A 21,169-nucleotide genomic window follows, 5' to 3' on the forward strand; every position below is an offset into this window, starting at 1 on the left:
TGGGGAAAGGCTACTCTGGATCGGAGGCGTAAATCAAACGTTCGTCACAGGGCGCGACGCGCAGAATATTGGTGCTGCCCGGCACGTTGAAGGGCACCCCGGCGGTGACGACGATATGATCCTCCGGCCCCGCATACCCCTCTGACAAGGCGGCCCGCGCGGCGCTCAGCACGGCCAGTTTAAACCGGTCATGCCCATCGGTGATGATGCAATTCGTGCCCCAGCTCAACGCCAGACGGCGCGCGGTGTTGACCAGTGGCGACAGGGCGATGATCGGCACGCGGGGCCGTTCGCGGGCGGTCAGTAGGGCGGTGGTGCCCGATTGGGTAAAGCAGCAGATCGCCTTGATGTCCGTCGTCTCGGCAATCTCACGCGCGGCGGCGACAATGCCATCGGCCACGGTGGTGCGATCCGCCGTGCGCGAGGATTCGATGATCTGCGTATAGGTCGCATCGGCTTCGACCTCTTGAGCCACGTTGTCCATCGTCGCCACGGCCTGCAGCGGGTAATCCCCGGCGGCAGATTCAGCGCTCAGCATCACGGCATCGGCGCCTTCATAAATTGCGGTGGCCACGTCCGAGACTTCGGCGCGAGTCGGCATTGGGCTTTCGATCATCGATTCGAGCATCTGTGTCGCCACGATCACCGGCTTGGCCGCCGCGCGGCATTTGCGCACCAGACGTTTCTGAATCGGCGGGACGTTCTGCACCGGTAGCTCCACGCCCAGATCGCCCCGCGCCACCATGATGCCGTCGCTGACATTCAAGATCGCCTCGAACCGCTCCACCGCCGCGGGCTTCTCGATCTTTGAAAGCACCGCCGCCCGGCCTCTGACCAGATCGCGCGCCTCGGTCACATCCTCGGGCCGCTGAACAAAGCTGAGGGCGAGCCAATCGACCCCCAATTCGCAGACGAACTCCAGATCGGCGCGGTCTTTCTCGGAAAGCGCGGCCAGCGGCAGCAGCACGTCGGGCACGTTCACGCCCTTGCGGTTTGAGATGACACCGCCCGTCACCACTTCGCAATCGGCGAAATCCGGGCCGCAGTCGCGCACCTTGAGGCGGATCTTGCCGTCATTGACCAACAGGCACGCGCCCGGCTCAAGCGCCGCGAAAATCTCAGGATGGGGCAGGCAGACGCGGGTCGCATCGCCCGGCGTCTCGTCAAGATCGAGCCGGAAAGACGCGCCCTCTTCCAAGGTTGGCCCATCGCCCTCGAACACGCCGACCCGCAGTTTCGGCCCCTGAAGGTCCGCCAGAATGCCGATCGCGCCGCCGGTCTCTTTCTCAATATCGCGGATGATCCGGTGTTTTTCCCGGATCTCTTCGTGGCTTCCGTGGCTCATGTTCAGGCGGAAAACATCCGCCCCGGCGTTGTGCAATGCCGCGATCACCTCTCGGGTTTCGGAGGCTGGCCCAAGCGTGGCCACGATCTTTACATTGCGCAAACGTCTCATATCTGTTCCTTCGTGTCCTATGTCCCCAGAGCGAATGTTAACGATAACATCGCCTGTCCGGTGGCCTAGCGCCCCCATGAGTGCCTGTCAAAGGTTTCATCAGAATGACGGTCCATCGCGGTCCCGTCCAGTGATATGAGAAGGAAGCTGTCATGCCCAGCCAACAAGAGATCGAACTGCAAGCCGCCGCCTTTCGCCGGTTGCAGAAACACCTGATGGAAGATCGGACGGATGTGCAGAACATCGACATGATGAACCTCGCCGGTTTTTGCCGCAACTGCCTGTCGCGCTGGTATCAAGAGGCCGCCAACGAACGCGGGATCGAGATGGGCAAGGACGAGGCGCGCGAATTGTTCTACGGGATGACGATGGACGAATGGAAAGCCAACTATCAGACCGATGCGAACGACAGTCAGAAAGAGGCATTCAAAACGGCTTTTGAAGAGAATGTCGGAAAGGGTTGAGCAACCCGCTTGAATGAACCCACAAAGCGGGCGCGCATCCCTGTGCGCCCCCCTTTACCTCGGCCAAGCGTGCTCAAAGGCTTCGCCTAGAACTGATAGAGCACAAGCCAATCCGCCTTGAGCGCAGGCCGCGCGGCGCCTTCGATCTCTACCGTTGCGGCAAAGCGGGTCATCAGGTCACCCCGCCCCCGCCTTTGCGCCTCGGCCAGCGTGAACCGCCCCCGAATCCGCTTGCCGGAATGCACAGGTGCGATGAAGCGCACGCTGTCGAACCCGTAGTTGATCGACGCCTTCGTGCCCGCCACCACCGGCAGCGCGCCGTAAGCCATGCCCGACATCATCGACAGGGTGAGCATCCCATGCGCCACGGTGCCGCCAAAATCCGTCTTGGCCGCGCGGAGCGGTTCAACATGGATGAACTGATGGTCCTCGGTCACATCGGCAAAGGCGTCGATCCGCGCCTGATCCATCATGAACCACGGCGAGACGCCCAATTCACGGCCCACGGCGGCTTCCATCTCTGCCCGGTCAATCTCTCTGCGCATCGCGGCCTCCTCTTTGCGCCAGTCTAGCCGCGCGGGCGCTCGCTGCGAAAGCCCTTGCGCCCGGCGCGACATCTCTCATGCTGGGGCCAAGCAGAGCGGAGCCGCCATGAACACCCCCATCCTTGCCCTTATCACCGTCGCCATCGCCGGGGCCGCCGTGGCCCTGCAAACCCCGATCAATGCCGCCTTGGGGCGCAACATCGGCAGCGGCGTCGCTGCGGCGGCGGTGTCCTTTGGCGTCGGCTTTGCGATCCTGTTGGGGGTCTTGCTGCTGCGGGGCGAGTTGAGCGCGCTGCCCCGCGCGGCCTCGGCCTCTCCCGTTTTGCTGCTGGGCGGGGTGTTGGGGGCCTTCTACGTCTGGTCGGTGCTTTGGGCGATCCCGACGCTGGGGGCGCTGACAGTGATCTCGGCGCTGATCCTCGGGCAGTTGAGTGCGGCGCTGGTGATCGATGCCACGGGGCTCTTGGGGCTGTCGGTGCAGGCCATCACCCCCACCCGCATCGCCGCCGCCGCGCTGGTGGCGGCGGGGCTGGTCTTGTCGCGGTTCTGAAACTCAGATCGCGGTTTTGCGCATCTCTTCGAGATAGATTTCACGCAAACGGGGCGCAAGCTTGCCCGGCGTGCCGCTGCCGATCTTGGCACCGTCGATCTCAACCACCGGCGTCACGAAAGCGCTGGCCGAGGTGACAAAGGCCTCATCCGCCTGCTGCGCCTCTTCAATGGTGAAGTTCCGCTCCTCCACCTGCATCTGCGCCTCGCGGGCCAGTTCCAGCACCGCCTTGCGGGTGATGCCGTGCAGAATGTCGCTGGAGGTTTCGCGGGTGACGATCTTGCCGTCCTTGACGATATAGGCGTTGTTCGAGGTGCCTTCGGTCACGAAACCCTCTTCGACCATCCACGCGTCTTCGACACCGGCTTTCTTGGCCATCATCTTGCCCATCGAGGGGTAGAGCAGCTGCACCGTTTTGATATCGCGGCGGCCCCAACGGATGTCTTCGATGCTGATCACGCGGATGCCGTCACGGGCGGCAGGGTTGTCGGCCAAACCCGGTTTGGACTGGGTGAACAACACCAGCGAGGGCGCGGTGGTGTCGGGATCGGGGAAGGCGAAATCGCGGTCGCCATCCGACCCGCGCGTGACCTGAAGATAGATCAGCCCGTCTTTGATGTCGTTCAGCCGCACCAGCTCGCGGTGAATTTCCAGCAGTTCTTCGGTCGTCGCAGGCGCGCGCATGTCAAGCTCGTTCATCGAGCGGGTCAGACGCTCGGCATGGCCGTCAAAGGCGATGAGCTTGCCATCCAGCACGCTCGTCACCTCATAGACCCCATCGGCCATCAGGAAACCTCGGTCAAAGATCGAGACCTTGGCCTCATCCTCGGGCAGGTATTCGCCGTTTACATAGACAGTTCGCATGGTCACCCCCAGAGCGCTGCGGCGGGGGGATGCACGCCCGCGCCGTCGAATTTCAAAGCATTGTCGCGGTCTTCTGCCAGAAGCAGCGGGCCGTCAAGGTCCACCACCTTTGCCCCTTGCGCGACCAGTGTCGCCGGGGCCATGGCCAGCGACGAGCCAACCATGCAGCCCACCATGACCTCAAACCCCTCGGCCCGCGCTGCATCGCGCAGTGCCAGTGCCTCGGTCAGACCGCCGGTCTTGTCGAGCTTGATGTTCACCACATCGTATTTGCCCTTGAGGCCCGGCAGGCTGGCGCGGTCATGGCAACTTTCATCCGCGCAGACGGGCACGGGGCGGTCCATGCCCAAAAGCGCGTCGTCTTCGCCAGCGGGCAGAGGCTGTTCGACCAGCGCCACCCCAAGACGGAGCAGATGCGGGGCGAGGTCGGCATAGACCTCAGCCGACCAGCCCTCATTGGCGTCGATGATGATGGTGGCATCGGGCGCCCCGGCGCGCACCGCTTCGAGCCGCGGCATGTCGTCAGGCGTGCCGAGCTTGATTTTCAGCAGTGGCCGATGCGCATGTTTCGCCGCTTGCGCGCGCATTGCCTCGGGTTCGTCCAGCGAGAGGGTATAGGCCGTGATCTCTGGCCCCGGCGCGGTCAGCCCGGCCAGTTCCCACACCCGCTTGCCTGCGCGTTTGGCCTCTAGATCCCATAGCGCGCAGTCGACCGCGTTGCGTGCGGCCCCGGCAGGCAGCAGATCATAGAGCGCTTGGCGGGTGATATCACCCGGCAGGCCGTTGATCTCAGCCGTGACCGATTCGAGGGTCTCGTCATAGCGCGCGTAGGGCACGCATTCGCCCCAGCCGGTGACGCCGCCTTCGGTCACGCGGACGGTCAGCACCTTGGCTTCGGTCCGCGAGCCGCGGCTGATGGTAAAGACCTGCGCCAGTTTGAACGTATCTGCGGTAACGTCGATCTGCATGGTCACAGCGCCGCCAGCGCATCGGCCAGTCGCGCCGCCCCTTGGCGGAAAGGATCAACCGCAGGCAGGCCAAGACGCTCCTCAACCTCGGCCAGATAGGCATCCGCCTCGGCCTCGGACATATGGTAGGTGTTGACCGAGATACCGACGACTTTGCAGTCTGGGTTCGGCACCTGCGCCAGCGTCAGCGCCATGTCGCGCACCGCTTCGAGGCTGGGCAGGCTGTATTCCGGCAGGCCGCGCATATGGGTCCGGGTCGGTTCATGGCACAGGATCAGCGCATCGGGCTGGCCGCCGTGGATCAGCGCCATAGTCACCCCGGAATAAGAGACGTGGAACAGGCTGCCCTGCCCTTCGATGATGTCCCAATGGTCATCGTCATTGGCGGGGGTGAGATATTCCACCGACCCGGCCATGAAATCAGCGATCACGGCATCCAGCGGCACGCCTTCGCCGGTGATCAGGATGCCGGTCTGGCCGGTGGCGCGGAAGGTGCTTTTCATGCCCTTTTCGCGCATCGCCTCGTCCAGCGCGAGGGCGGTGTACATTTTCCCGACCGAACAATCGGTGCCCACGGCCAGAACCCGCTTGCCGCTGCGCTTCTTGCCGTCGGCGATGGGGTATTCGACGCTGGGCACGCGCACGTCATGCAATGTGGTGCCGTTGGCCTCGGCAGCCGCCACCAGATCGGCTTCGTTGCGTAGCAGGTTGTGCAGGCCCGAGGCGATGTCGAAGCCCATGTTCAGCGCCTCGATCAGCACCTCTTTCCATGCCGCGCTGATCTTGCCGCCACGGTTGGCAACCCCGATGACCAATGTCTCGGCCCCCGCCTCACGCGCTTCGGCCAGCGTCATGTCTTGCAGACCGAGATCGGCCATGCAACCCTCCATGCGGAACTGACCGACCGCATTGTCGGGACGCCAGTCCTTGATGCCTTGGGCGACCTTGGCGGACAGAGAGTCAGGCGCGTCGCCCAGAAAGAGCAGATAGGGGGTTTTGATCATGGCAAGCCTCCGGCATTGAATTTGTCCGCATATTGCGCGCGAGAATACGCAAGTGCGTGGCGTTGTCGACGCATCTGCATGCAAATGCGCGGCATTTCCCGCGAATTACCGCTGGCTGCGCAAAATTCGTGCGCGGCTTTCGTCGAAGGGCGGGCCTTTCGAAATGCTGCGGCTGCGAAAACCTCCTTGCGATTGGCGACGCAATTTCATACCAGAATAGAGACACTCGATGAAACAATATTACCCATAGGTGCCCCATGAGCTTCCGCATTCAGCCTGCCGCCCCTGCCCGCCCGAACCGCTGCCAATTGTTCGGCCCCGGCTCCCGCCCGGCGATCTTTGAAAAGATGGCAGCGTCGGATGCCGATGTGATCAACCTCGACCTCGAAGACAGCGTGGCACCTTCGGACAAGGACAGCGCGCGCGCCAATATCATTAAGGCGATTTCCGAGATCGACTGGGGCAACAAGACGCTTTCGGTTCGGATCAACGGGCTCGACACACCCTATTGGTATCGTGACGTGGTGGAACTGCTGGAGCAGGCCGGGCCGCGGCTTGATCAGATCATGATCCCCAAGGTGGGCTGCGCGGCGGATGTCTATGCCGTCGACGCGCTGGTGACGGCGGTTGAGACCGCCAAGGGCCGCGAAAAGAAAATCAGCTTTGAGGTCATCATCGAATCTGCCGCCGGTATCGCCCATGTGGAAGAGATCGCCGCGTCTTCCCCCCGCTTGCAGGCGATGTCGCTGGGGGCCGCGGATTTCGCCGCCTCCATGGGCATGCAGACCACCGGCATCGGCGGCACGCAGGAAAACTACTATATGCAGCGTGGCGAGCAGAAGCATTGGTCGGACCCCTGGCACTGGGCGCAGGCCGCCATCGTCGCCGCCTGCCGCACCCATGGCGTGCTCCCCGTCGACGGGCCTTTCGGCGATTTCTCGGACGACGAGGGTTTCCGCGCACAGGCGCGCCGCTCGGCCACGCTGGGCATGGTCGGCAAATGGGCGATCCACCCCAAGCAGGTGGCGCTGAGCAACGAGGTGTTCACCCCGTCGGAAGAGGCTGTGGCCGAAGCGCGCGAGATCCTCGCGGCGATGGAAGAGGCCAAGGCCAAGGGCGAAGGGGCCACCGTTTATAAGGGGCGTTTGGTGGACATCGCCAGCATCAAACAGGCGGAGGTGATCGTGCGCCAGTCCGAGATGATCGCCGGGGGCTGAGCGCTTTTGGCAAGCCGCCGGGGGCCCTGCCCCCGGACCCCCGAGGGTATTTGAAAAAGGATGAAGAGGGAGGGGCGTGGGCTTGCCTGCCTTGCAAACCCGCGTTGCAAACCGGCGCGCGGCGCTCCATATACACAGGCAACAAGCCGGAGCATGCAATGACCCAATATCTGGATTTCGAAAAACCCCTGGCCGAGATCGAAGGCAAGGCGGAAGAGCTGCGGGCGTTGGCCCGGTCCAATGAAGAGATGGACATCACCGATGAGGCCCGCGCGCTGGATAAGAAAGCCGCCGGGATGCTCGAAGACCTCTATGGCTCTTTGACGCCTTGGCGGAAATGTCAGGTGGCGCGCCATCCGGAGCGGCCCCATTGCAAGGATTATATCGAGGCGCTTTTCACCGAGTTCACGCCTTTGGCGGGGGATCGGAACTTTGCCGATGATCTGGCCGTCATGGGCGGCTTGGCGCGGTTCAATGATACGCCTGTCGTGGTGATTGGCCATGAGAAGGGCAATGACACCAAGAGCCGGATCGAGCGTAATTTCGGCATGGCGCGGCCTGAGGGCTATCGCAAGGCGGTGCGGTTGATGGAACTGGCGGATAAGTTCAACCTGCCGGTGGTTACCATCGTCGACACGCCCGGCGCCTATCCCGGCAAGGGCGCCGAAGAGCGCGGCCAGTCCGAGGCGATTGCCCGTTCGACGGAGAAATGTCTGCAAATCGGCGTGCCCTTGGTCAGCGTGATCGTGGGCGAAGGCGGCTCTGGCGGGGCGGTGGCATTCGCCACGGCGAACCGTGTCGCGATGTTGGAGCATTCGGTTTACTCCGTGATTACGCCCGAAGGCTGTGCGTCGATCCTGTGGAAAGACAGCGAGAAGATGCGCGAGGCCGCCGAACAGATGCGTTTGACAGCCGATGAGCTCAAGACGCTTGGCGTGATCGACCAGATCATCCCTGAGCCGATGGGGGGTGCGCATCGCCATGCCGAAGAATCGATCACGGCCGTGGGCAAGTCGATTGAAGCGATGTTCAAGGAGCTTGACGGCAAGGACGGCAAGACGCTGGTTCAGGAACGCCGGACCAAGTTCCTTGAGATGGGGCGCAAGGGGCTGGCGGCCTAAGCCAGCCGCCGCCGAAAACGCGGATCAGGCGTGATTTGGTCGAAACCGGCGGCGCGGTAGAACCCCTGCGCGCGCCGGTTTTTTGTATCCGTGCCCACAGTGACATAGCTGCATCCTTGGCTCTGGGCGTGGTCCAGCGCCGCCTTGACCAGCGCGCGGCCAATGCCGCGACCGCGGGCCGTGTCGCAGACGAAGAGATGGTGCAGGTCCATCCCTCTTGCGCCGAATTGCAACTGCATCTGCGGGCAGAGCGCGGCATAGCCATGTAGGCCGGTGGCGCCTTCGGCCACCAGAAGGGTCACCCAGGGTGTGGGGCCGAAGCAGTCACGTTCCAGCGCGGCGCGCGTCACGGTGGCGGTGTCGCCGTGGTAGGCGGCCAGCGCGTGGGCCAGATCGAGCACCATCGGCAGGTCGGATTTCGCGGCGGGTCGAATGGGGGGCATGTCGTCTCTTTCTGTGAGGCCACAGGGAGACAGGATAAGCCGCGCTGTGGCGGCTTGTGCATATGGGAATGAGTGCCGCGCCGATCAGGAGCGGGGGTAATAGACAGATGTGAAGCTGGTCTTTTCCATATCCCTTTGATGCGCTGCTGCTCCCCTACTGTCAAGCCATGGGCGGGATCAGCTGGCCAGCATGCGCAGACCTTGTGTCACATCCGAACGCACCGCCAGCCGCAGCCCCGGCTCATCGCCCGCGCGCAGGGCCGCGATGATCAGACGGTGAAAATGCGGCGGCTCGGTCCGGCGCAGGCGGCCATAGAGCGCGCGCATGGTGGGGCCGAGTTGCAGCCAGACCGTTTCTGCCATGGCGAGCATAGCGGGCGCTTGGGCACGCAGGTAGAGCGTGCGGTGGAATTCGAGATTGGTGCGGATGTAGCTGACCGCATCGCGGTGGGCCACGGCCTCGGCAATATTGGTGTTGATTGTCTGCATCCGCTCGATCAGCGCCATATGGGCGCGTGGCAGGGCGCGAGAGGCAAGCTCGACCTCCAAGAGCGCGCGGAGGGCGGCCAATTCCTCGATCCGCTCATTGCTGAGCTCGGGGGTGGAGATGCGTCCGGAGGTCGACATGGTCAGCGCCCCCTCTGCCGCCAGCCGCCGCACCGCTTCGCGGGCCGGGGTCATCGAGACCTCATATTCCTTGCCGATGCCGCGCAGGGTCAGCGCGTGGCCGGGCGGCAAATCGCCATGCATGATCCGCGCGCGCAGGCGGCGGTAGACACGATCATGGGCCAGCGGCGTGGCCTCGACAGGGCGTGGGGTCAGGTTCATGATGCGGTTGTGATCACAAACCAGCCACCCGTCAAGCGCGGCATTTTGCAGCCAAGACGCGATCACCCGTTGTCGCGAGCCTTGCGGCGATTTATCGGAGGTCAAACTGCCTTAAGGAGACGCGCCGTGACCAAACGAAACTTCATCCGTCATGTGGTCTTTTTCTCGGCCAAGGACCCCAAGGACATTCCGACGATCGTGGCGGGGCTTTGGAAACTGGCCGACATTCCGCATTCGACGACTTTCGAGATCTGCGAGAACACCCGTGTTGATGCGCTGTCGGGGGATGTGGATGTGGTCGTCTATGCCGAATTCCCGGATGCCGAGGCGCTGGCCGCCTATAAGGCGCATCCGCTCTACCAGGAATCCATCGATATCGTGCGGCCACTGCGCGATATGCGCGTGCCTGCGGACTTTTAAGGCGCGCTATGGCTGGCCCGCGCGTTCTTTTCGACACTGGCCCGCTGGGGTACGGCACGGCCTTCACCGCGCCGCGGCAGATCATCAGTGCCGATACCCCGGCTGAGGTGCCTGCGGCCTTTGCAGCACTTGAAGCTGCGCAGGAAAGCGGCGCGTGGTTGGCAGGCTATGCAAGTTATGAGTTGGGCTATCTTGGATCGCACAAGCTGCGTGCGTTGATGCCCGCGGCGCGCGGGCTGCCCCTGCTGCGCTTCGGCGTTTTTGATGCGCCTGAGGCTTATGGTTTTGCCGAAGATGCGGGTGATGCCAGCCTGTCGGCGCTCACGTCGGATTGGGATTTCGCGCAGTATCAGGCCGCCTTTGCTGAAGTGCAGGACTTCATCAGCGCGGGGGACATCTATCAGGCCAATCTGACCTTTGGGATGGAGGGGCGCTTTACCGGGACGCCAGAGGCGCTTTATGCCCGGCTGCGCCAGCGGCAAAGCGTGGCCCATGGGGCTTTCGTCGATCTTGGCGGCCCTGTGCTTTTGTCACGCTCGCCGGAGTTGTTTTTCGCGCTCACCGCCGAGGGGCAGCTCACCGCCCGCCCGATGAAGGGCACGGCGCGGCGGGGGCGGGATGCTGCGGAGGACGCGAAGCTGCGGGATGACCTTGCGGCCTCGGAAAAGAACATGGCCGAGAACCTGATGATCGTGGACCTTTTGCGCAACGACATCAGCCGGATCGCCGAGGTGGGCAGTGTCGAGGTGCCGAAACTGTTCGAGATCGAGACCTATGAGACCCTGCATCAGATGACCTCGCGCATCACGGCGCAGGTCTTGCCGGGAAAGCGGTTGACCGACCTTTTTCACGCGCTCTTTCCCTGCGGCTCGATCACCGGGGCCCCCAAGATCCGCGCGATGCAGATCCTGCGCGCTTTGGAGCCGGCCCCGCGCGATGCCTATTGCGGGGCGGTGGGCTGGATCGCCCCCACGGGTGCGATGCAGTTCAACGTGGCGATCCGCACGGCGACCTGTCACCCAGAGGGGCGGCTACGGCTGAACGTGGGCGGCGGCGTGGTGCATGACAGCACGGCCGAGGATGAATATGCCGAAGCGCTGCTGAAGGCGCGTTTCGCCACGCTGGCCTAGAATCGATAGCGGTGCAGCCCGCCGCCATGGTCGCGCAGCCACTGGCGCGGCGCCTGATAATCGCCGTAGATCCGCGTAACCTCGGCCCAGAAGGCGGGGGAATGGTTCATCTGCGCCAGATGCGCGACTTCATGGGCGGCGACATAGTCCAGCACCTCGGGCGGGGTCATGATCAGCCGCCAAGAGAACATCAGCGCCCCGTCGCTGGAACATGACCCCCAGCGGGAGCGCGTATCGCGCAGGGTGATGCGGGCATAGGGCTTGCCCAGGAGCGCGGCATAATCGTCGCAAGCCCCGGCGAGGCGGTCGCGCGCCACCTCGCGCAGGTGTGCGGCCAGACGTTTGCCCAGGCTCTCCTCTGGGCCGGGCACGAGGATCTCTTCGGGGCCGATCCGCACACCCCTCCCCTGCCCCCCGCGCACCCGCAGCAGCTTGCCGCCCACCGGAAGCTCTGCCCCCGGGGCCACGATCACATCCTCGCCCCGCGCGGCGAGGTGTTGGCGAATCCAGTCTTGCTTGCTTTCGGCAAAGGCCAGCGCCTCACGCTCCGCCAGCCGTTTCGGCATCGTCAGGGTCACCCGCCCGTCCAGTTGCGAGATGCGCAGTGAGATGCGCCGCGCGCGCGCCGAACGGCGAAGGATCAGCGGAATCGGCGGGTTGCCGGGCAGCACAGGGTCTTTCATTACCGGAGCAACGTCCCTAGATAGAGGCCAAAGCCTTTGACAGTGCCCCCCTCATATGGCACTTGGCCGGAATCATCTACACGCAACAGCAATATTATAAAGGGGTGTTTCATGCCCAACGAAGAATGGGGAACCAAGCGCCTGTGCCCCACTACGGGCAAGCGCTTCTATGACCTCAACAAGAATCCGATCATCAGCCCCTACACGGGCGAAGAGGTCGAGGTCGACAATTCCAAGTCGCGCATGATCGCGGCGGATGCCGAGGATGCGGTCACAGCCAAAGCCAAGAAGGGCGACAAGGCCGACGACGAATCGCTGGTCGATGACGATGACGCGGTCGACGTGGATCTGGATGACGATATCCTTGATGACGACGACGATGATGACGATACAGTTCCGCTCGACGATCTGGCCGATGTGGCCTCGGACGACGAGGATTAATTAATCGGCGGCGGGGTCAATTTTCCGCTTGATCCCGCCTCCGCCAGCGCCTAGACAGCGCCACAGAACGACCCGGATCACACGATCACGATCCACGATGGGGCCTTAGCTCAGCTGGGAGAGCGCCTGCATGGCATGCAGGAGGTCAGCGGTTCGATCCCGCTAGGCTCCACCAAGCCTTTTGCAAAGCAAAAGGCGTCGCGCGGCAGTCGCTTCGAAGAAGCGATGAGAGCGCTAGACCAGCCTACTCAAAATCGGACAATGCTAGCGATTAGCCGAAATCGATGCGTCGCGATCGTTTCCTGAGGGTCATCGTCCTCCCGGTCGCACCAAAGGTGCGCCCCAATACGACGGCACGCCTCTGGCGTGACGGGCGTGCAAGCGATGGCCCGGCGCCTGCGACTTGTTTCCGGGCCGGTGGCAATCCCGAAGCCATTAAAAAATCGCCCGCCGGATCAGGTTCAACCCCGCCACCATCAAGACCACCAAAGTCATCTTGCGAAACAGCACCGGATCAACACGGTCCATCACCTTGCTGCCCAGCCAAACGCCCAGCATCACCGGCAGAATCAACAGCGCCGAGAAGGGCCAGGTCTGCGCGTTCAGAACGCCCGACCCGATATGCGCGACGAGAAGCGCCACCGCGCCCAGCCCGTAGATCACCCCTTGGATCCGCATCTGATCATGTTTCGCGGTCCCGAGCGCGGTGAGATAGGCCACCGTGGGCGGCCCCCAGATGCCGGAAATCCCCCCAACGGCCCCGGCAAATCCGCCCACCAGCGCCTCGACCTTCGTCGACCGCTGGGCCAGGTGAAACTGATGTTTCGACAGTTGCAGCAGCGCAAACAGCACCACCGGCACGCCGATCATCAGCAGCATCACCGTTGCCGGCACCAGCCGCACCATCTGGGCGGAGAGCACCAGCATCACGCCGCCGCAGAGCAGAAACACCCAAAACAGCTTGATCGACCGCAGCGCGGCCTGCGGCCCCTGCCGCAACGCTTGAAAGGCATTGGCCAGCACCGTGGGCAGAATCAGCCCCGCCAAGGCCAGATCGGGCGCCATGAATGTCGTGAGGCCGGAAATCAGCACCAGTGGCAGGGCGAAGCCCACCACGCCTTTGACGAAGCCACCGCAAAGACCGATTGCAAGTGCAGCATAAAATTCGAACGGGGTGAGAAAGGGGAAAATACTGTTCATACCGTTACATAGCACCCTCCTCCGGGGCCGCACGCCAAAAATGATCGCGCAATATTAGAACAAAATGCCGCAGCGAAACGTATCTTTGTTGTGCTGCGACTGCGAAAGGTCTATGCCTGTCCCAAGCAAGAAAGGACAGCCCATGGCACATGACGGTCAGGACATGACGATGCATCGCGTAATTCTCGACGATCTGATCGGGCAGACCGGCGCGGCCCTGCCGCCGCTCGACCAACTGCTCGAAACCGCCACCGCCGCGGTCCGCGCGCAGGTGAGCGACGGCGGTCGCGTCTCGGCCAAGCTGATCGAGGCCAATCAGACCGCCGCCCACGGGCTTGCTTGGCTCGCCACCTATGTCCAAGCCCTGCGTCAGATGCAGCTTTGGGCCGAACGCCTGCAAAGCGAAGGGCGCTTTGGAGAGGTGGAGCAACTGCTGCAGCAGATCGCTTTTGGCGAATACCTCTGCCAGATCCGCGGCGGCATCCAGATGAACCAAGGGGAGATGCTGCGCCTGCAAGATCTGGGGCTGAGCGCCGAGGATGAGGCCGCGCTCGATAATCCTGCGATCACTACCCTGACTCGCGCGGGCAACACCCAAGCCGCGCGCAGCCGTCTGGTCGAACTGATGCAGGAACGCAGCGCCGATGTGACTTTTGGCGTGAGCGGGCTGGATGAAGAGCTTGAGATGATCCGCGACCAGTTCCGCCGCTACGCGGTGGAAAAGGTCGAGCCGCACGCCCATGACTGGCACCTCAAGGACGAACTGATCCCGATGGAGGTGATCGAGGAACTGGCCGAGATGGGCGTTTTCGGCCTGACCATCCCCGAAGAATACGGCGGTCTGGGCCTAACCAAAGCGTCGATGTGCGTGGTCAGCGAAGAGCTGTCGCGCGGCTACATCGGGGTCGGCTCGCTCGGCACCCGCTCGGAAATTGCCGCCGAACTGATTCTCTGCGGCGGCACCGACGCGCAGAAAGAGAAATGGCTGCCCCGCATCGCCAGCGCCGAGACCCTGCCGACGGCGGTCTTTACCGAGCCCAACACCGGCTCAGACCTTGGCAGTCTGCGCACCCGCGCGGTTAAGGACGGGGATGATTACAAGGTGACCGGCAACAAGACATGGATCACCCATGCCGCGCGCACCCATGTGATGACCCTGCTGGCGCGCACCGATCCCGAAACCAGCGATCACCGTGGATTGTCGATGTTCCTCGCCGAAAAGACCCCCGGCGATGATGCCAATCCCTTCCCCACCCCCGGCATGACTGGCGGTGAGATCGAGGTGCTGGGCTACCGTGGGATGAAGGAATATGAGCTTGGCTTCGACGGTTTCGAGGTGAAGGGCGAGAACCTCCTCGGCGGCGAAGAGGGGCGCGGCTTTAAACAGTTGATGGAGACCTTCGAGAGCGCCCGCATCCAGACCGCCGCCCGCGCCATCGGCGTGGCGCAATCGGCGCTCGATATCTCGATGCAATACGCCCAAGACCGCAAGCAGTTCGGCAAATCGCTTATCAACTTCCCCCGCGTCTCAGGCAAGCTGGCGATGATGGCGGTGGAACTGATGGTGGCGCGGCAGCTGACCTATTACAGCGCCTTCGAGAAGGACGCCGGCCGCCGCTGCGATGTGGAGGCGGGCATGGCCAAACTGCTGGGCGCACGGGTCGCATGGGCGGCGGCAGACAACGGTTTGCAGATCCACGGCGGCAACGGCTTCGCGCTGGAGTATAAGATCAGCCGCGTCCTCTGCGATGCGCGGATTCTCAACATCTTCGAAGGGGCTGCCGAGATTCAGGCGCAGGTTATTGCCCGCCGCCTTCTGGGCTGATCTGCCGGGGTTGCAAGCGCTGCCGATGTCAGGGACATAGGCGGCGCTTCACTCCAAAGGACAGCCCATGCGCAGCTTTCTGATCCTCGCCGCCCTCAGCGCTCTGCCGCAATGCCAAGGCGATGAAACCGTCCGTGCCTATGGCGCAGGCGACAAGACATGGCATCTGGTGGAATTGGACGGCAAGCCCTTCGACGCCCGCGCCACGCTGACCTTCCCTGAGACCGGCAAGATCGCGGGGCAAGCCCCCTGCAACGCCTATAGCGCCCCGATGACGGTGCCCTACCCGTGGTTCGCCGCGGGCCATATCGCCGCCACTCGCCGCGCCTGCCCCGACCTCGCGAGCGAGACGGCGTTTTTGGACGCGCTGACCGAGGTGACCATTTCGGACGTGCTGGGCGACACGATGATCCTGTCGGATGACAGCGGCGAACGTCTGGTTTTCAAAGCCGCCGACTAAAGGCATCGACAAAGCGCGCGCGGGCTTCCGGCAGGGGTTTGCCGCCCAAATCCCGCGCCAGATGGACGGTCAGGAAATGCCCCGTCGTTCGCAGGCCCTGCGCCACTTCGGCATCGCTGCCTGCGCCGCCGCGCAGCACGGGCGGCAGGGGCAAAAGCCGATCCGCCCACTCCCCCGCCCCCTTGGCCGAGACCGCGCGCCCGGTCTTGGGCGAGACATAGATCAGCCCCTCGGTCGCCCCCGTCACCGCGCAGGCGTCGAGGTCGAGCGCATAGCCCATTTCCTCCAAAAGGCGCAGTTCCCACTTGAGGTAGGCCAGCGGCCAGACATCGCCCTGCCCCAGCATATCCAGTAGCGCCTCAGTCCGCTGGTAAAGCGCCGGATGCGGCTCGCGCTCGGGCAGGCAGAAGGCCAGAAGCGCGGTGACCGCGTTCAGCCCCGCCAGTGCCAGACGGTCCTGCATGGCCACGGCGGCGCGGCTGCGGAGCGGCTCGACGGTGAAGGCGCCAATATGGTCTTCAAGCCGCGCGCGCCACGCCAGATCAAGCTGCGCACCGGGCTGCAGGCTGGGCGCGATCTTGCGGCTGGTGCCGCCGCGGACGACGCCGGCGTGGCGGCCTTGGGCGGGGGTGAAGACCTCAATGATGGCGGAAGTCTCGCCATGTCGCCGCGCGCTCAACAGGATGCCCTGATCGCGCCATTCCATCAGGCCAGCCCCGGCTCGTTCAGAAGGTGCCGCCCGGCGCGGTCCTCGACCTCGATCACCCAGAGGTCAGGATCGAAGCCGCGCTGGCGCGAGACGGCGGCATCGACCTCCCCCTCGTCGCCCGCGGCCAGTTCGACCCACTTACGCGCGCCGCTCATCAGATCGAAGGAACGCTGGAACAGCACCGCGCGGCCATCGAGCGTTGCCAGCTTCACCAGCACCGCGCCGCCGGTGTCATCGCCATGGGCCACGACGAAGGCGGGGATGTCCTGCAACCTGAGCCGCGCGAGATAGGCATCGACCCAGAAGCGCGCGGTCAGGCGGGCCATGGCAGACCTTTGGCGTCAGTCATTGCCATCTTTGAAATCCAGGCCCATCTCGGAATAGCGCTCGGCCTCTTCCAGCCAGTTGGCGCGGACCTTTACCTGCAAGAACAGATGCACCTTGCGGCCAAGGAACTCTTCGAGTTCCTCGCGCGCGGCCTTGCCCACGGCCTTGATGGTCTCGCCCTTGTTGCCAAGCACGATGCCCTTGTGGCCGTCACGAACGACATAGACCAGCTGGTCGATCCGGGCCGAGCCGTCCTTGCGCTCTTCCCAGTTCTCGGTCTCGACGGTGAGCTGGTAGGGCAGCTCCTGATGCAAGCGCAGGGTCAGTTTCTCGCGCGTGATCTCGGCGGCGATGTTGCGCATCGGCAGGTCGGCAATCTGGTCTTCGGGATAGAGCCACGGGCCTTCCGGCACCTCGCCCGCCAGCCATTCGCGCAATGTGTCGACGCCGTGGCCGCGTTCGGCGGAGATCATGAAGGTCTCGGTAAAGTCAAAGGCCGCGTTCATCTTCTCGGCCAGTCCCAGCAGGACCGGCGCCTCGACGCGGTCGATCTTGTTGATCGCCAGCGCCACGCGGCGGCCCTTGGCGATATTGCCAAGCTCTTCGAGGATGCGTTCCACACCCTCGGTCACGCCACGGTGCGCTTCGATCAGCAGCACGATCACATCGGCATCCGCCGCCCCGCCCCAAGCAGCGGCGACCATGGCGCGGTCCAGACGGCGGCGCGGCTGGAACAGGCCGGGGGTATCGACGAAGACCAATTGCGCATCGCCCTCCATCGCCACGCCGCGGATGCGGGCGCGGGTGGTCTGGACCTTATGCGTCACGATCGAGACCTTGGCCCCGACCATGCGGTTCAGCAGGGTGGATTTGCCCGCGTTGGGCTCTCCGATCAGGGCGACGAATCCGGCACGGGTGGTCATGTATTGCTCTCCAATTGCCGCAGCAGCGTGCTGGCGGCGGCCTGTTCGGCGGCGCGTTTCGACGGCGCGGTGGCGGCGGCCTCGGCCCCGTTGTCCAACCGCGCGGTAATGGTAAAGACGGGCGCGTGATCCGGGCCGCTGCGCCCGGTCTGCACATAGCGCGGCGGGTTCAGCCCGCGCGCTTGCGCCCATTCCTGCAACGCAGTCTTGGCGTCTCGCGCGTCTTCCTTGACGGTCTTCAGCCGGTCGCCCCAGAGCCGCAGGACCAACTCCTTCGCGGCCTCGAAGCCACTGTCGAGGTAAACTGCGGCAATCACCGCCTCGATGGCATCGCCCAGAAGCGCCTGCTTGCGCCGCCCGCCCGAGATCATCTCGGACCGGCCGAGCTTCAGCACCTTGCCGAGATCGATCTGACGCGCCACGTCAGCGCAAGTTTCCTTGCGCACCAATGCGTTGAAGCGCGGCGCGAGTTGCCCTTCGCTGGCGCCCGGGTCAAGTGCCAGCAACGCCTCGGCCATGACAAGGCCCAGCACCCGGTCGCCCAGAAACTCCAGCCGCTGGTTGTCGTCGCGATTGGCCGAGGACATGGAGGCATGGGTCACCGCGCGCACCAGCAGCTCCGGCTTGGCAAAGTGATGGCCAATCCGCGTCTCGAAGGCTTTGAGGTCTCCGCTCAGTTTCATCTGACAGCTTCGAAGAAGCGGTCGCCGCGCCATGTCCAGAAGAACAGCATCGAACGCCCGGCAGAGCTGAACATGATGCGATCCGCGCGGCCAATGAGGTTTTCGAAGGGCACGAAACCCACGCCCCCGGCGCGCTGCGCCAGACGGCTGTCAGCGGAGTTGTCGCGGTTGTCGCCCATGAAGAAGTAATGCCCCTCGGGCACGGTATAGACGCCCGTGTTGTCCGACTGCTGATTGGTGATGTTCAGGGTCGGGTAGGACACGCCATTGGGCAGGGTTTCGATCTGGCGGCTTTTCACGCAGGTCGCCCCTTGGCCCACGGGGCCGTTCTCGCAGCGCGGGCGCAGTTGTTGCGGGCCTTGGGGGGCCATGACCTCTTCAAACGTGCCCGCATCTTCGACCTCGACCGGGGTGCCGTTCAGGCTGATCACACCATTTCTAATTTGCACCTTGTCACCCGGCAGGCCAATCAGGCGCTTGATATAGTCGCGGCCCGAGACAGGATGACGGAAGACGACCACATCGCCACGCTCAGGCTCAGAACCGAAGAGGCGCTCGTTATCGCCATCGAAGACACCGCAGACATCCTTGGCGTCAATCTCGATCCCGACACCGGGCAGCATCAGGCTGGGGCAAGAGGCGTAGGAATAGCCGTAGGCCATCTTATTCACGAAGAGGAAATCACCGATCAGCAGCGTCTCTTTCATGGAGCCGGAGGGGATCCAGAAGGGCTGGAAGAACAGGGTCCGAAAGACACCGGCGATCATCAGCGCCCAAAAGATTGTCTTGATGGTTTCGACAAAGGCGTTGCCGGTTTTTTCCTTAGCGGCCATGCGGCGCTCCTGACATATAGGTTTGGGGTTACATGCGGGGCCGTGCGGGCCAAGTCAAGTGACGCGGGGCCGGATCGGCCTGCCCCGCGTGCATATGACGCGAAACGGCGGGGCGCGCCAGCCTATGCAGCCTAATCGGCAAGAGGGCGCGCTTCAATCACCACGAAAGCCTGCGCCCAAGGGTGATCGTCGGTCAGGGTGACATGGATGATCGCCTCATGCCCCGGCGGGGTCATCGCGGCGAGACGGTCCGCGGCCCAGCCCGTGACCTCCATCACCGGCTGACCGGTGCGCAGATTGCTCACCGCCATGTCGCGCCAGGCAATGCCCATGCGCAGCCCGGTGCCAAGCGCCTTTGAACATGCCTCTTTCGCGGCCCAACGTTTGGCATAGGTGCCCGCAACATCATGGCGCCGCTCGGCCTTGCGTTGCTCGACCTCGGTGAACACCCGGTTGCGAAACCGGTCGCCGAAACGGTCGAGCGTGCCTTGGATACGCTCGATATTTGCCAGATCAGTGCCGATGCCGAGGATCATTGAGTGCCATTCTTGCCGCGTGACGGGGCCGATGGCCCTTTGCCCTCAATAGATCACGCGGCGAAAGCGAGGAAAAGCGGCAATCCGACCCGAAAACGCCGCCCCGCGGGAACGGGACGGCGTTGAATTTACCACAGGGCGTGGCGCTTAGGCTGCGACGTGGCGGGCCTTCTCGGCTTTCGCCTCGTCGATGGCGCGCTGAACGGCGGCGCGCTGTTCGGTCAGGAACTCATAGCCGGGGCGGCCAGCAGTGGCTTTGATCGCATCGTCGTAGTTTTCGACCAATGCGGATTCGCCGTTGATGATCTCGTCATAGACAGCTTCGTTGTCGCCGGTCACTGCGTCGCGCAGCTTCAGCCAACCGCGGTGAGCCGATGCGGCGGCAGAGCCTTCTTCGGATACATCCACGCCGTCGACGCCAAGCTGGCGGTGCAGTTCTGTGTGGAACTTCTCACGTTCCGCGATGCGCTGGTCGAAGAAGCCGACAAAAGCCGCTTCGTCCGAGACCTGCTTGCGGGATTCGCGATAGCCGTCGCGACTGTCGATCAGGCGGGTGTGCAGTTTCTTTAGCGTGTCGATATGGTCGCTCATTGGTGCCTCCTTAGGTTCGTTAACCAGTCTGGCGGCCCAACGCGACCAAGGCCGCTTTAGGTCCAGAGGGAGGCACCCTTTGAGAGATTTTCCGCCACCGGCGGGCGGCAGGTTCAGCCCTCGCGGGCCTCATCCATCAGGCGGCGCATCTCGGCAATCGCGGGCTCCAACCCGAGGAAGATCGCCTCTCCAATCAGGAAGTGCCCGATGTTAAGTTCCCGCACCTCGGGGAAAGCGGCGATCGGGGTGACGGTGTCATAGGTCAGCCCGTGGCCCGCGTGCACCTCAAGCCCGAGAGAGTCGGCGAAACGCGACATCTCGCGCAGCTTGTTGAGTTCGACATCCGCCTCATCCCAACGGCCCTCGGCGAAGGCATCGCAATAGGCGCCGGTGTGCAATTCGATCACCTCTGCGCCGATGCGGTTGGCAGCTTCGATCTGCGCGCGTTCTGCCGCGATGAAGATCGACACCCGGCTGCCTGCCTCGCGCAGGGGCGCGATGAAATGGGCCAACTTGTTCTCTTCCCGGGCGACTTCCAGCCCGCCTTCGGTGGTCCGCTCTTCGCGCTTTTCGGGCACGATGCAGACCGCGTGGGGCTTATGGCGCAGGGCGATCTTTTGCATCTCATCCGTCGCGGCCATCTCGAAGTTAAGCGGGACCGACAGCACCTCCATCAAGCCTTCGATATCGGCGTCGGAAATATGCCGCCGGTCTTCGCGCAGATGCGCGGTGATGCCATCGGCCCCGGCCTTTTCCGCGATCTTGGCCGCGCGCAGCGGGTCGGGATAGGCGCCGCCCCGTGCGTTGCGCACCGTCGCCACATGGTCAATGTTCACGCCCAATCTCAGCTTTGGTTGATCCGCCATCTCGATTCCCCTTGCATCACTTGCCCCGACCATAGGTCGGAACTTTCGCCAACCCCATAGGGAGAAGCGGTTTTTCCCGAAA

Annotated in this window: 26 protein-coding genes and 1 tRNA gene; 10 read left to right on the top strand and 17 right to left on the bottom strand. The window is 63.7% G+C overall.

What is annotated here, in order from left to right; all coding sequences use genetic code 11:
• Positions 1–10: 10 nt before the first annotated feature.
• Complete coding sequence (pyk, locus tag ACGYK2_RS08860) at positions 11–1,456, bottom strand: pyruvate kinase (RefSeq protein ID WP_271688386.1); 1,446 nt, start codon at positions 1,454–1,456, stop codon at positions 11–13.
• A gap of 152 nt (positions 1,457–1,608) precedes the next feature.
• On the opposite strand from pyk, the gene ACGYK2_RS08865 reads away from it, so the two are divergent.
• Complete coding sequence (locus ACGYK2_RS08865; protein WP_067264526.1) at positions 1,609–1,920, top strand: DUF1244 domain-containing protein; 312 nt, start codon at positions 1,609–1,611, stop codon at positions 1,918–1,920.
• Positions 1,921–2,006: 86 nt separating this feature from the next.
• Here ACGYK2_RS08865 and ACGYK2_RS08870 read toward each other — a convergent pair whose 3' ends face one another.
• Positions 2,007–2,465: a MaoC family dehydratase gene (locus ACGYK2_RS08870; RefSeq protein WP_271688387.1), complete on the bottom strand. Its 459-nt coding sequence runs from the start codon at positions 2,463–2,465 to the stop codon at positions 2,007–2,009.
• 106 nt (positions 2,466–2,571) lie between these two features.
• Between ACGYK2_RS08870 and ACGYK2_RS08875 the strand changes: the two genes are divergently transcribed.
• Positions 2,572–3,015, top strand: coding sequence for a DMT family transporter (locus ACGYK2_RS08875; RefSeq protein WP_209216582.1), 444 nt, complete (start codon positions 2,572–2,574; stop codon positions 3,013–3,015).
• Positions 3,016–3,018: 3 nt separating this feature from the next.
• Here the strand turns inward: ACGYK2_RS08875 and ACGYK2_RS08880 are convergent, their stop codons facing one another.
• From ACGYK2_RS08880 to dgcN, 3 genes are read right to left on the bottom strand one after another with little or no spacing between them, the layout of a single operon-like run.
• Positions 3,019–3,879 carry a D-amino-acid transaminase gene (locus ACGYK2_RS08880; protein WP_271688388.1) on the bottom strand — a complete coding sequence of 287 codons (861 nt, stop codon included), beginning with the start codon at positions 3,877–3,879 and terminating at the stop codon, positions 3,019–3,021.
• 2 nt (positions 3,880–3,881) lie between these two features.
• Positions 3,882–4,847: an N-acetyl-D-Glu racemase DgcA gene (gene dgcA, locus ACGYK2_RS08885; protein ID WP_271688389.1), complete on the bottom strand. Its 966-nt coding sequence runs from the start codon at positions 4,845–4,847 to the stop codon at positions 3,882–3,884.
• 2 nt (positions 4,848–4,849) lie between these two features.
• Positions 4,850–5,851 carry an N-acetyltransferase DgcN gene (gene dgcN, locus ACGYK2_RS08890; protein ID WP_271688390.1) on the bottom strand — a complete coding sequence of 334 codons (1,002 nt, stop codon included), beginning with the start codon at positions 5,849–5,851 and terminating at the stop codon, positions 4,850–4,852.
• Positions 5,852–6,108: 257 nt separating this feature from the next.
• Between dgcN and ACGYK2_RS08895 the strand changes: the two genes are divergently transcribed.
• Positions 6,109–7,068, top strand: a complete 960-nt coding sequence (locus ACGYK2_RS08895) for an L-malyl-CoA/beta-methylmalyl-CoA lyase (protein ID WP_067264541.1) — start codon at positions 6,109–6,111, stop codon at positions 7,066–7,068.
• 158 nt (positions 7,069–7,226) lie between these two features.
• Complete coding sequence (locus ACGYK2_RS08900; RefSeq protein ID WP_271688391.1) at positions 7,227–8,189, top strand: acetyl-CoA carboxylase carboxyltransferase subunit alpha; 963 nt, start codon at positions 7,227–7,229, stop codon at positions 8,187–8,189.
• Here the strand turns inward: ACGYK2_RS08900 and ACGYK2_RS08905 are convergent.
• Together ACGYK2_RS08905 and ACGYK2_RS08910 are read right to left on the bottom strand one after the other, a co-directional pair.
• A complete protein-coding gene (locus ACGYK2_RS08905; protein ID WP_271688392.1) occupies positions 8,186–8,632 on the bottom strand; it encodes a GNAT family N-acetyltransferase in 447 nt (148 codons plus the stop codon). The genes ACGYK2_RS08900 and ACGYK2_RS08905 overlap by 4 nt on opposite strands.
• Before the next feature lie 177 nt (positions 8,633–8,809).
• Positions 8,810–9,460: a GntR family transcriptional regulator gene (locus tag ACGYK2_RS08910; RefSeq protein WP_067264652.1), complete on the bottom strand. Its 651-nt coding sequence runs from the start codon at positions 9,458–9,460 to the stop codon at positions 8,810–8,812.
• 126 nt (positions 9,461–9,586) lie between these two features.
• Here ACGYK2_RS08910 and ACGYK2_RS08915 point away from each other — a divergent pair, with 126 nt between their 5' ends.
• Both ACGYK2_RS08915 and ACGYK2_RS08920 read left to right on the top strand, forming a co-directional pair.
• On the top strand, positions 9,587–9,880 hold the full coding sequence (locus ACGYK2_RS08915; RefSeq protein ID WP_271688393.1) for a Dabb family protein: 294 nt from the start codon (positions 9,587–9,589) through the stop codon (positions 9,878–9,880).
• Between the two features lie 8 nt (positions 9,881–9,888).
• Positions 9,889–11,010, top strand: coding sequence for an aminodeoxychorismate synthase component I (locus ACGYK2_RS08920; protein WP_271688394.1), 1,122 nt, complete (start codon positions 9,889–9,891; stop codon positions 11,008–11,010).
• Here ACGYK2_RS08920 and ACGYK2_RS08925 read toward each other — a convergent pair.
• Positions 11,007–11,693, bottom strand: coding sequence for a M48 family metallopeptidase (locus ACGYK2_RS08925; protein WP_067264558.1), 687 nt, complete (start codon positions 11,691–11,693; stop codon positions 11,007–11,009). The genes ACGYK2_RS08920 and ACGYK2_RS08925 overlap by 4 nt on opposite strands.
• A gap of 111 nt (positions 11,694–11,804) precedes the next feature.
• Between ACGYK2_RS08925 and ACGYK2_RS08930 the strand changes: the two genes are divergently transcribed.
• Both ACGYK2_RS08930 and ACGYK2_RS08935 read left to right on the top strand, forming a co-directional pair.
• On the top strand, positions 11,805–12,134 hold the full coding sequence (locus ACGYK2_RS08930) for a TIGR02300 family protein (RefSeq protein WP_269342735.1): 330 nt from the start codon (positions 11,805–11,807) through the stop codon (positions 12,132–12,134).
• Positions 12,135–12,233: 99 nt separating this feature from the next.
• A tRNA-Ala gene (locus tag ACGYK2_RS08935) sits at positions 12,234–12,309 on the top strand.
• 260 nt (positions 12,310–12,569) lie between these two features.
• On the opposite strand, the gene ACGYK2_RS08940 is transcribed toward ACGYK2_RS08935, so the two are convergent.
• Positions 12,570–13,334 (bottom strand): sulfite exporter TauE/SafE family protein, encoded by a 765-nt coding sequence (locus ACGYK2_RS08940; protein ID WP_271688395.1) that lies wholly within the window; start codon positions 13,332–13,334, stop codon positions 12,570–12,572.
• Between the two features lie 142 nt (positions 13,335–13,476).
• Between ACGYK2_RS08940 and ACGYK2_RS08945 the strand changes: the two genes are divergently transcribed.
• Both ACGYK2_RS08945 and ACGYK2_RS08950 read left to right on the top strand, forming a co-directional pair.
• On the top strand, positions 13,477–15,159 hold the full coding sequence (locus tag ACGYK2_RS08945; RefSeq protein WP_271688396.1) for an acyl-CoA dehydrogenase family protein: 1,683 nt from the start codon (positions 13,477–13,479) through the stop codon (positions 15,157–15,159).
• Positions 15,160–15,226: 67 nt separating this feature from the next.
• Positions 15,227–15,619: an META domain-containing protein gene (locus tag ACGYK2_RS08950; RefSeq protein WP_271688397.1), complete on the top strand. Its 393-nt coding sequence runs from the start codon at positions 15,227–15,229 to the stop codon at positions 15,617–15,619.
• Here the strand turns inward: ACGYK2_RS08950 and recO are convergent.
• The 8 genes from recO to ACGYK2_RS08990 all read right to left on the bottom strand — a co-directional run bounded on the left by recO (position 15,603) and on the right by ACGYK2_RS08990 (position 21,087).
• A complete protein-coding gene (gene recO / locus ACGYK2_RS08955; protein ID WP_271688398.1) occupies positions 15,603–16,325 on the bottom strand; it encodes a DNA repair protein RecO in 723 nt (240 codons plus the stop codon). The two genes, ACGYK2_RS08950 and recO, sit on opposite strands and share 17 nt — an antisense overlap.
• Entirely contained in the window at positions 16,325–16,654 is a 330-nt protein-coding gene (locus ACGYK2_RS08960; RefSeq protein WP_271688399.1) for a DUF1491 family protein, read from the bottom strand. Before ACGYK2_RS08960 ends, recO begins: the two co-directional genes overlap by 1 nt.
• A gap of 15 nt (positions 16,655–16,669) precedes the next feature.
• On the bottom strand, positions 16,670–17,578 hold the full coding sequence (era, locus tag ACGYK2_RS08965; RefSeq protein ID WP_271688400.1) for a GTPase Era: 909 nt from the start codon (positions 17,576–17,578) through the stop codon (positions 16,670–16,672).
• Complete coding sequence (gene rnc / locus ACGYK2_RS08970) at positions 17,575–18,261, bottom strand: ribonuclease III (protein ID WP_271688401.1); 687 nt, start codon at positions 18,259–18,261, stop codon at positions 17,575–17,577. Before rnc ends, era begins: the two co-directional genes overlap by 4 nt.
• A complete protein-coding gene (gene lepB, locus ACGYK2_RS08975) occupies positions 18,258–19,094 on the bottom strand; it encodes a signal peptidase I (RefSeq protein WP_271688403.1) in 837 nt (278 codons plus the stop codon). The genes rnc and lepB overlap by 4 nt, the downstream gene beginning before the upstream one ends.
• A 131-nt stretch (positions 19,095–19,225) precedes the next feature.
• Complete coding sequence (acpS, locus tag ACGYK2_RS08980; protein WP_271688404.1) at positions 19,226–19,630, bottom strand: holo-ACP synthase; 405 nt, start codon at positions 19,628–19,630, stop codon at positions 19,226–19,228.
• Between the two features lie 147 nt (positions 19,631–19,777).
• Positions 19,778–20,221 (bottom strand): PA2169 family four-helix-bundle protein, encoded by a 444-nt coding sequence (locus ACGYK2_RS08985; RefSeq protein ID WP_067264591.1) that lies wholly within the window; start codon positions 20,219–20,221, stop codon positions 19,778–19,780.
• 113 nt (positions 20,222–20,334) lie between these two features.
• Positions 20,335–21,087, bottom strand: coding sequence for a pyridoxine 5'-phosphate synthase (locus tag ACGYK2_RS08990; protein ID WP_209216617.1), 753 nt, complete (start codon positions 21,085–21,087; stop codon positions 20,335–20,337).
• Between the last annotated feature and the right edge of the window lie 82 nt (positions 21,088–21,169).

Source organism: Sulfitobacter sp. 1A10359 (assembly GCF_043558145.1).
Taxonomy (GTDB): domain Bacteria; phylum Pseudomonadota; class Alphaproteobacteria; order Rhodobacterales; family Rhodobacteraceae; genus Sulfitobacter; species Sulfitobacter faviae.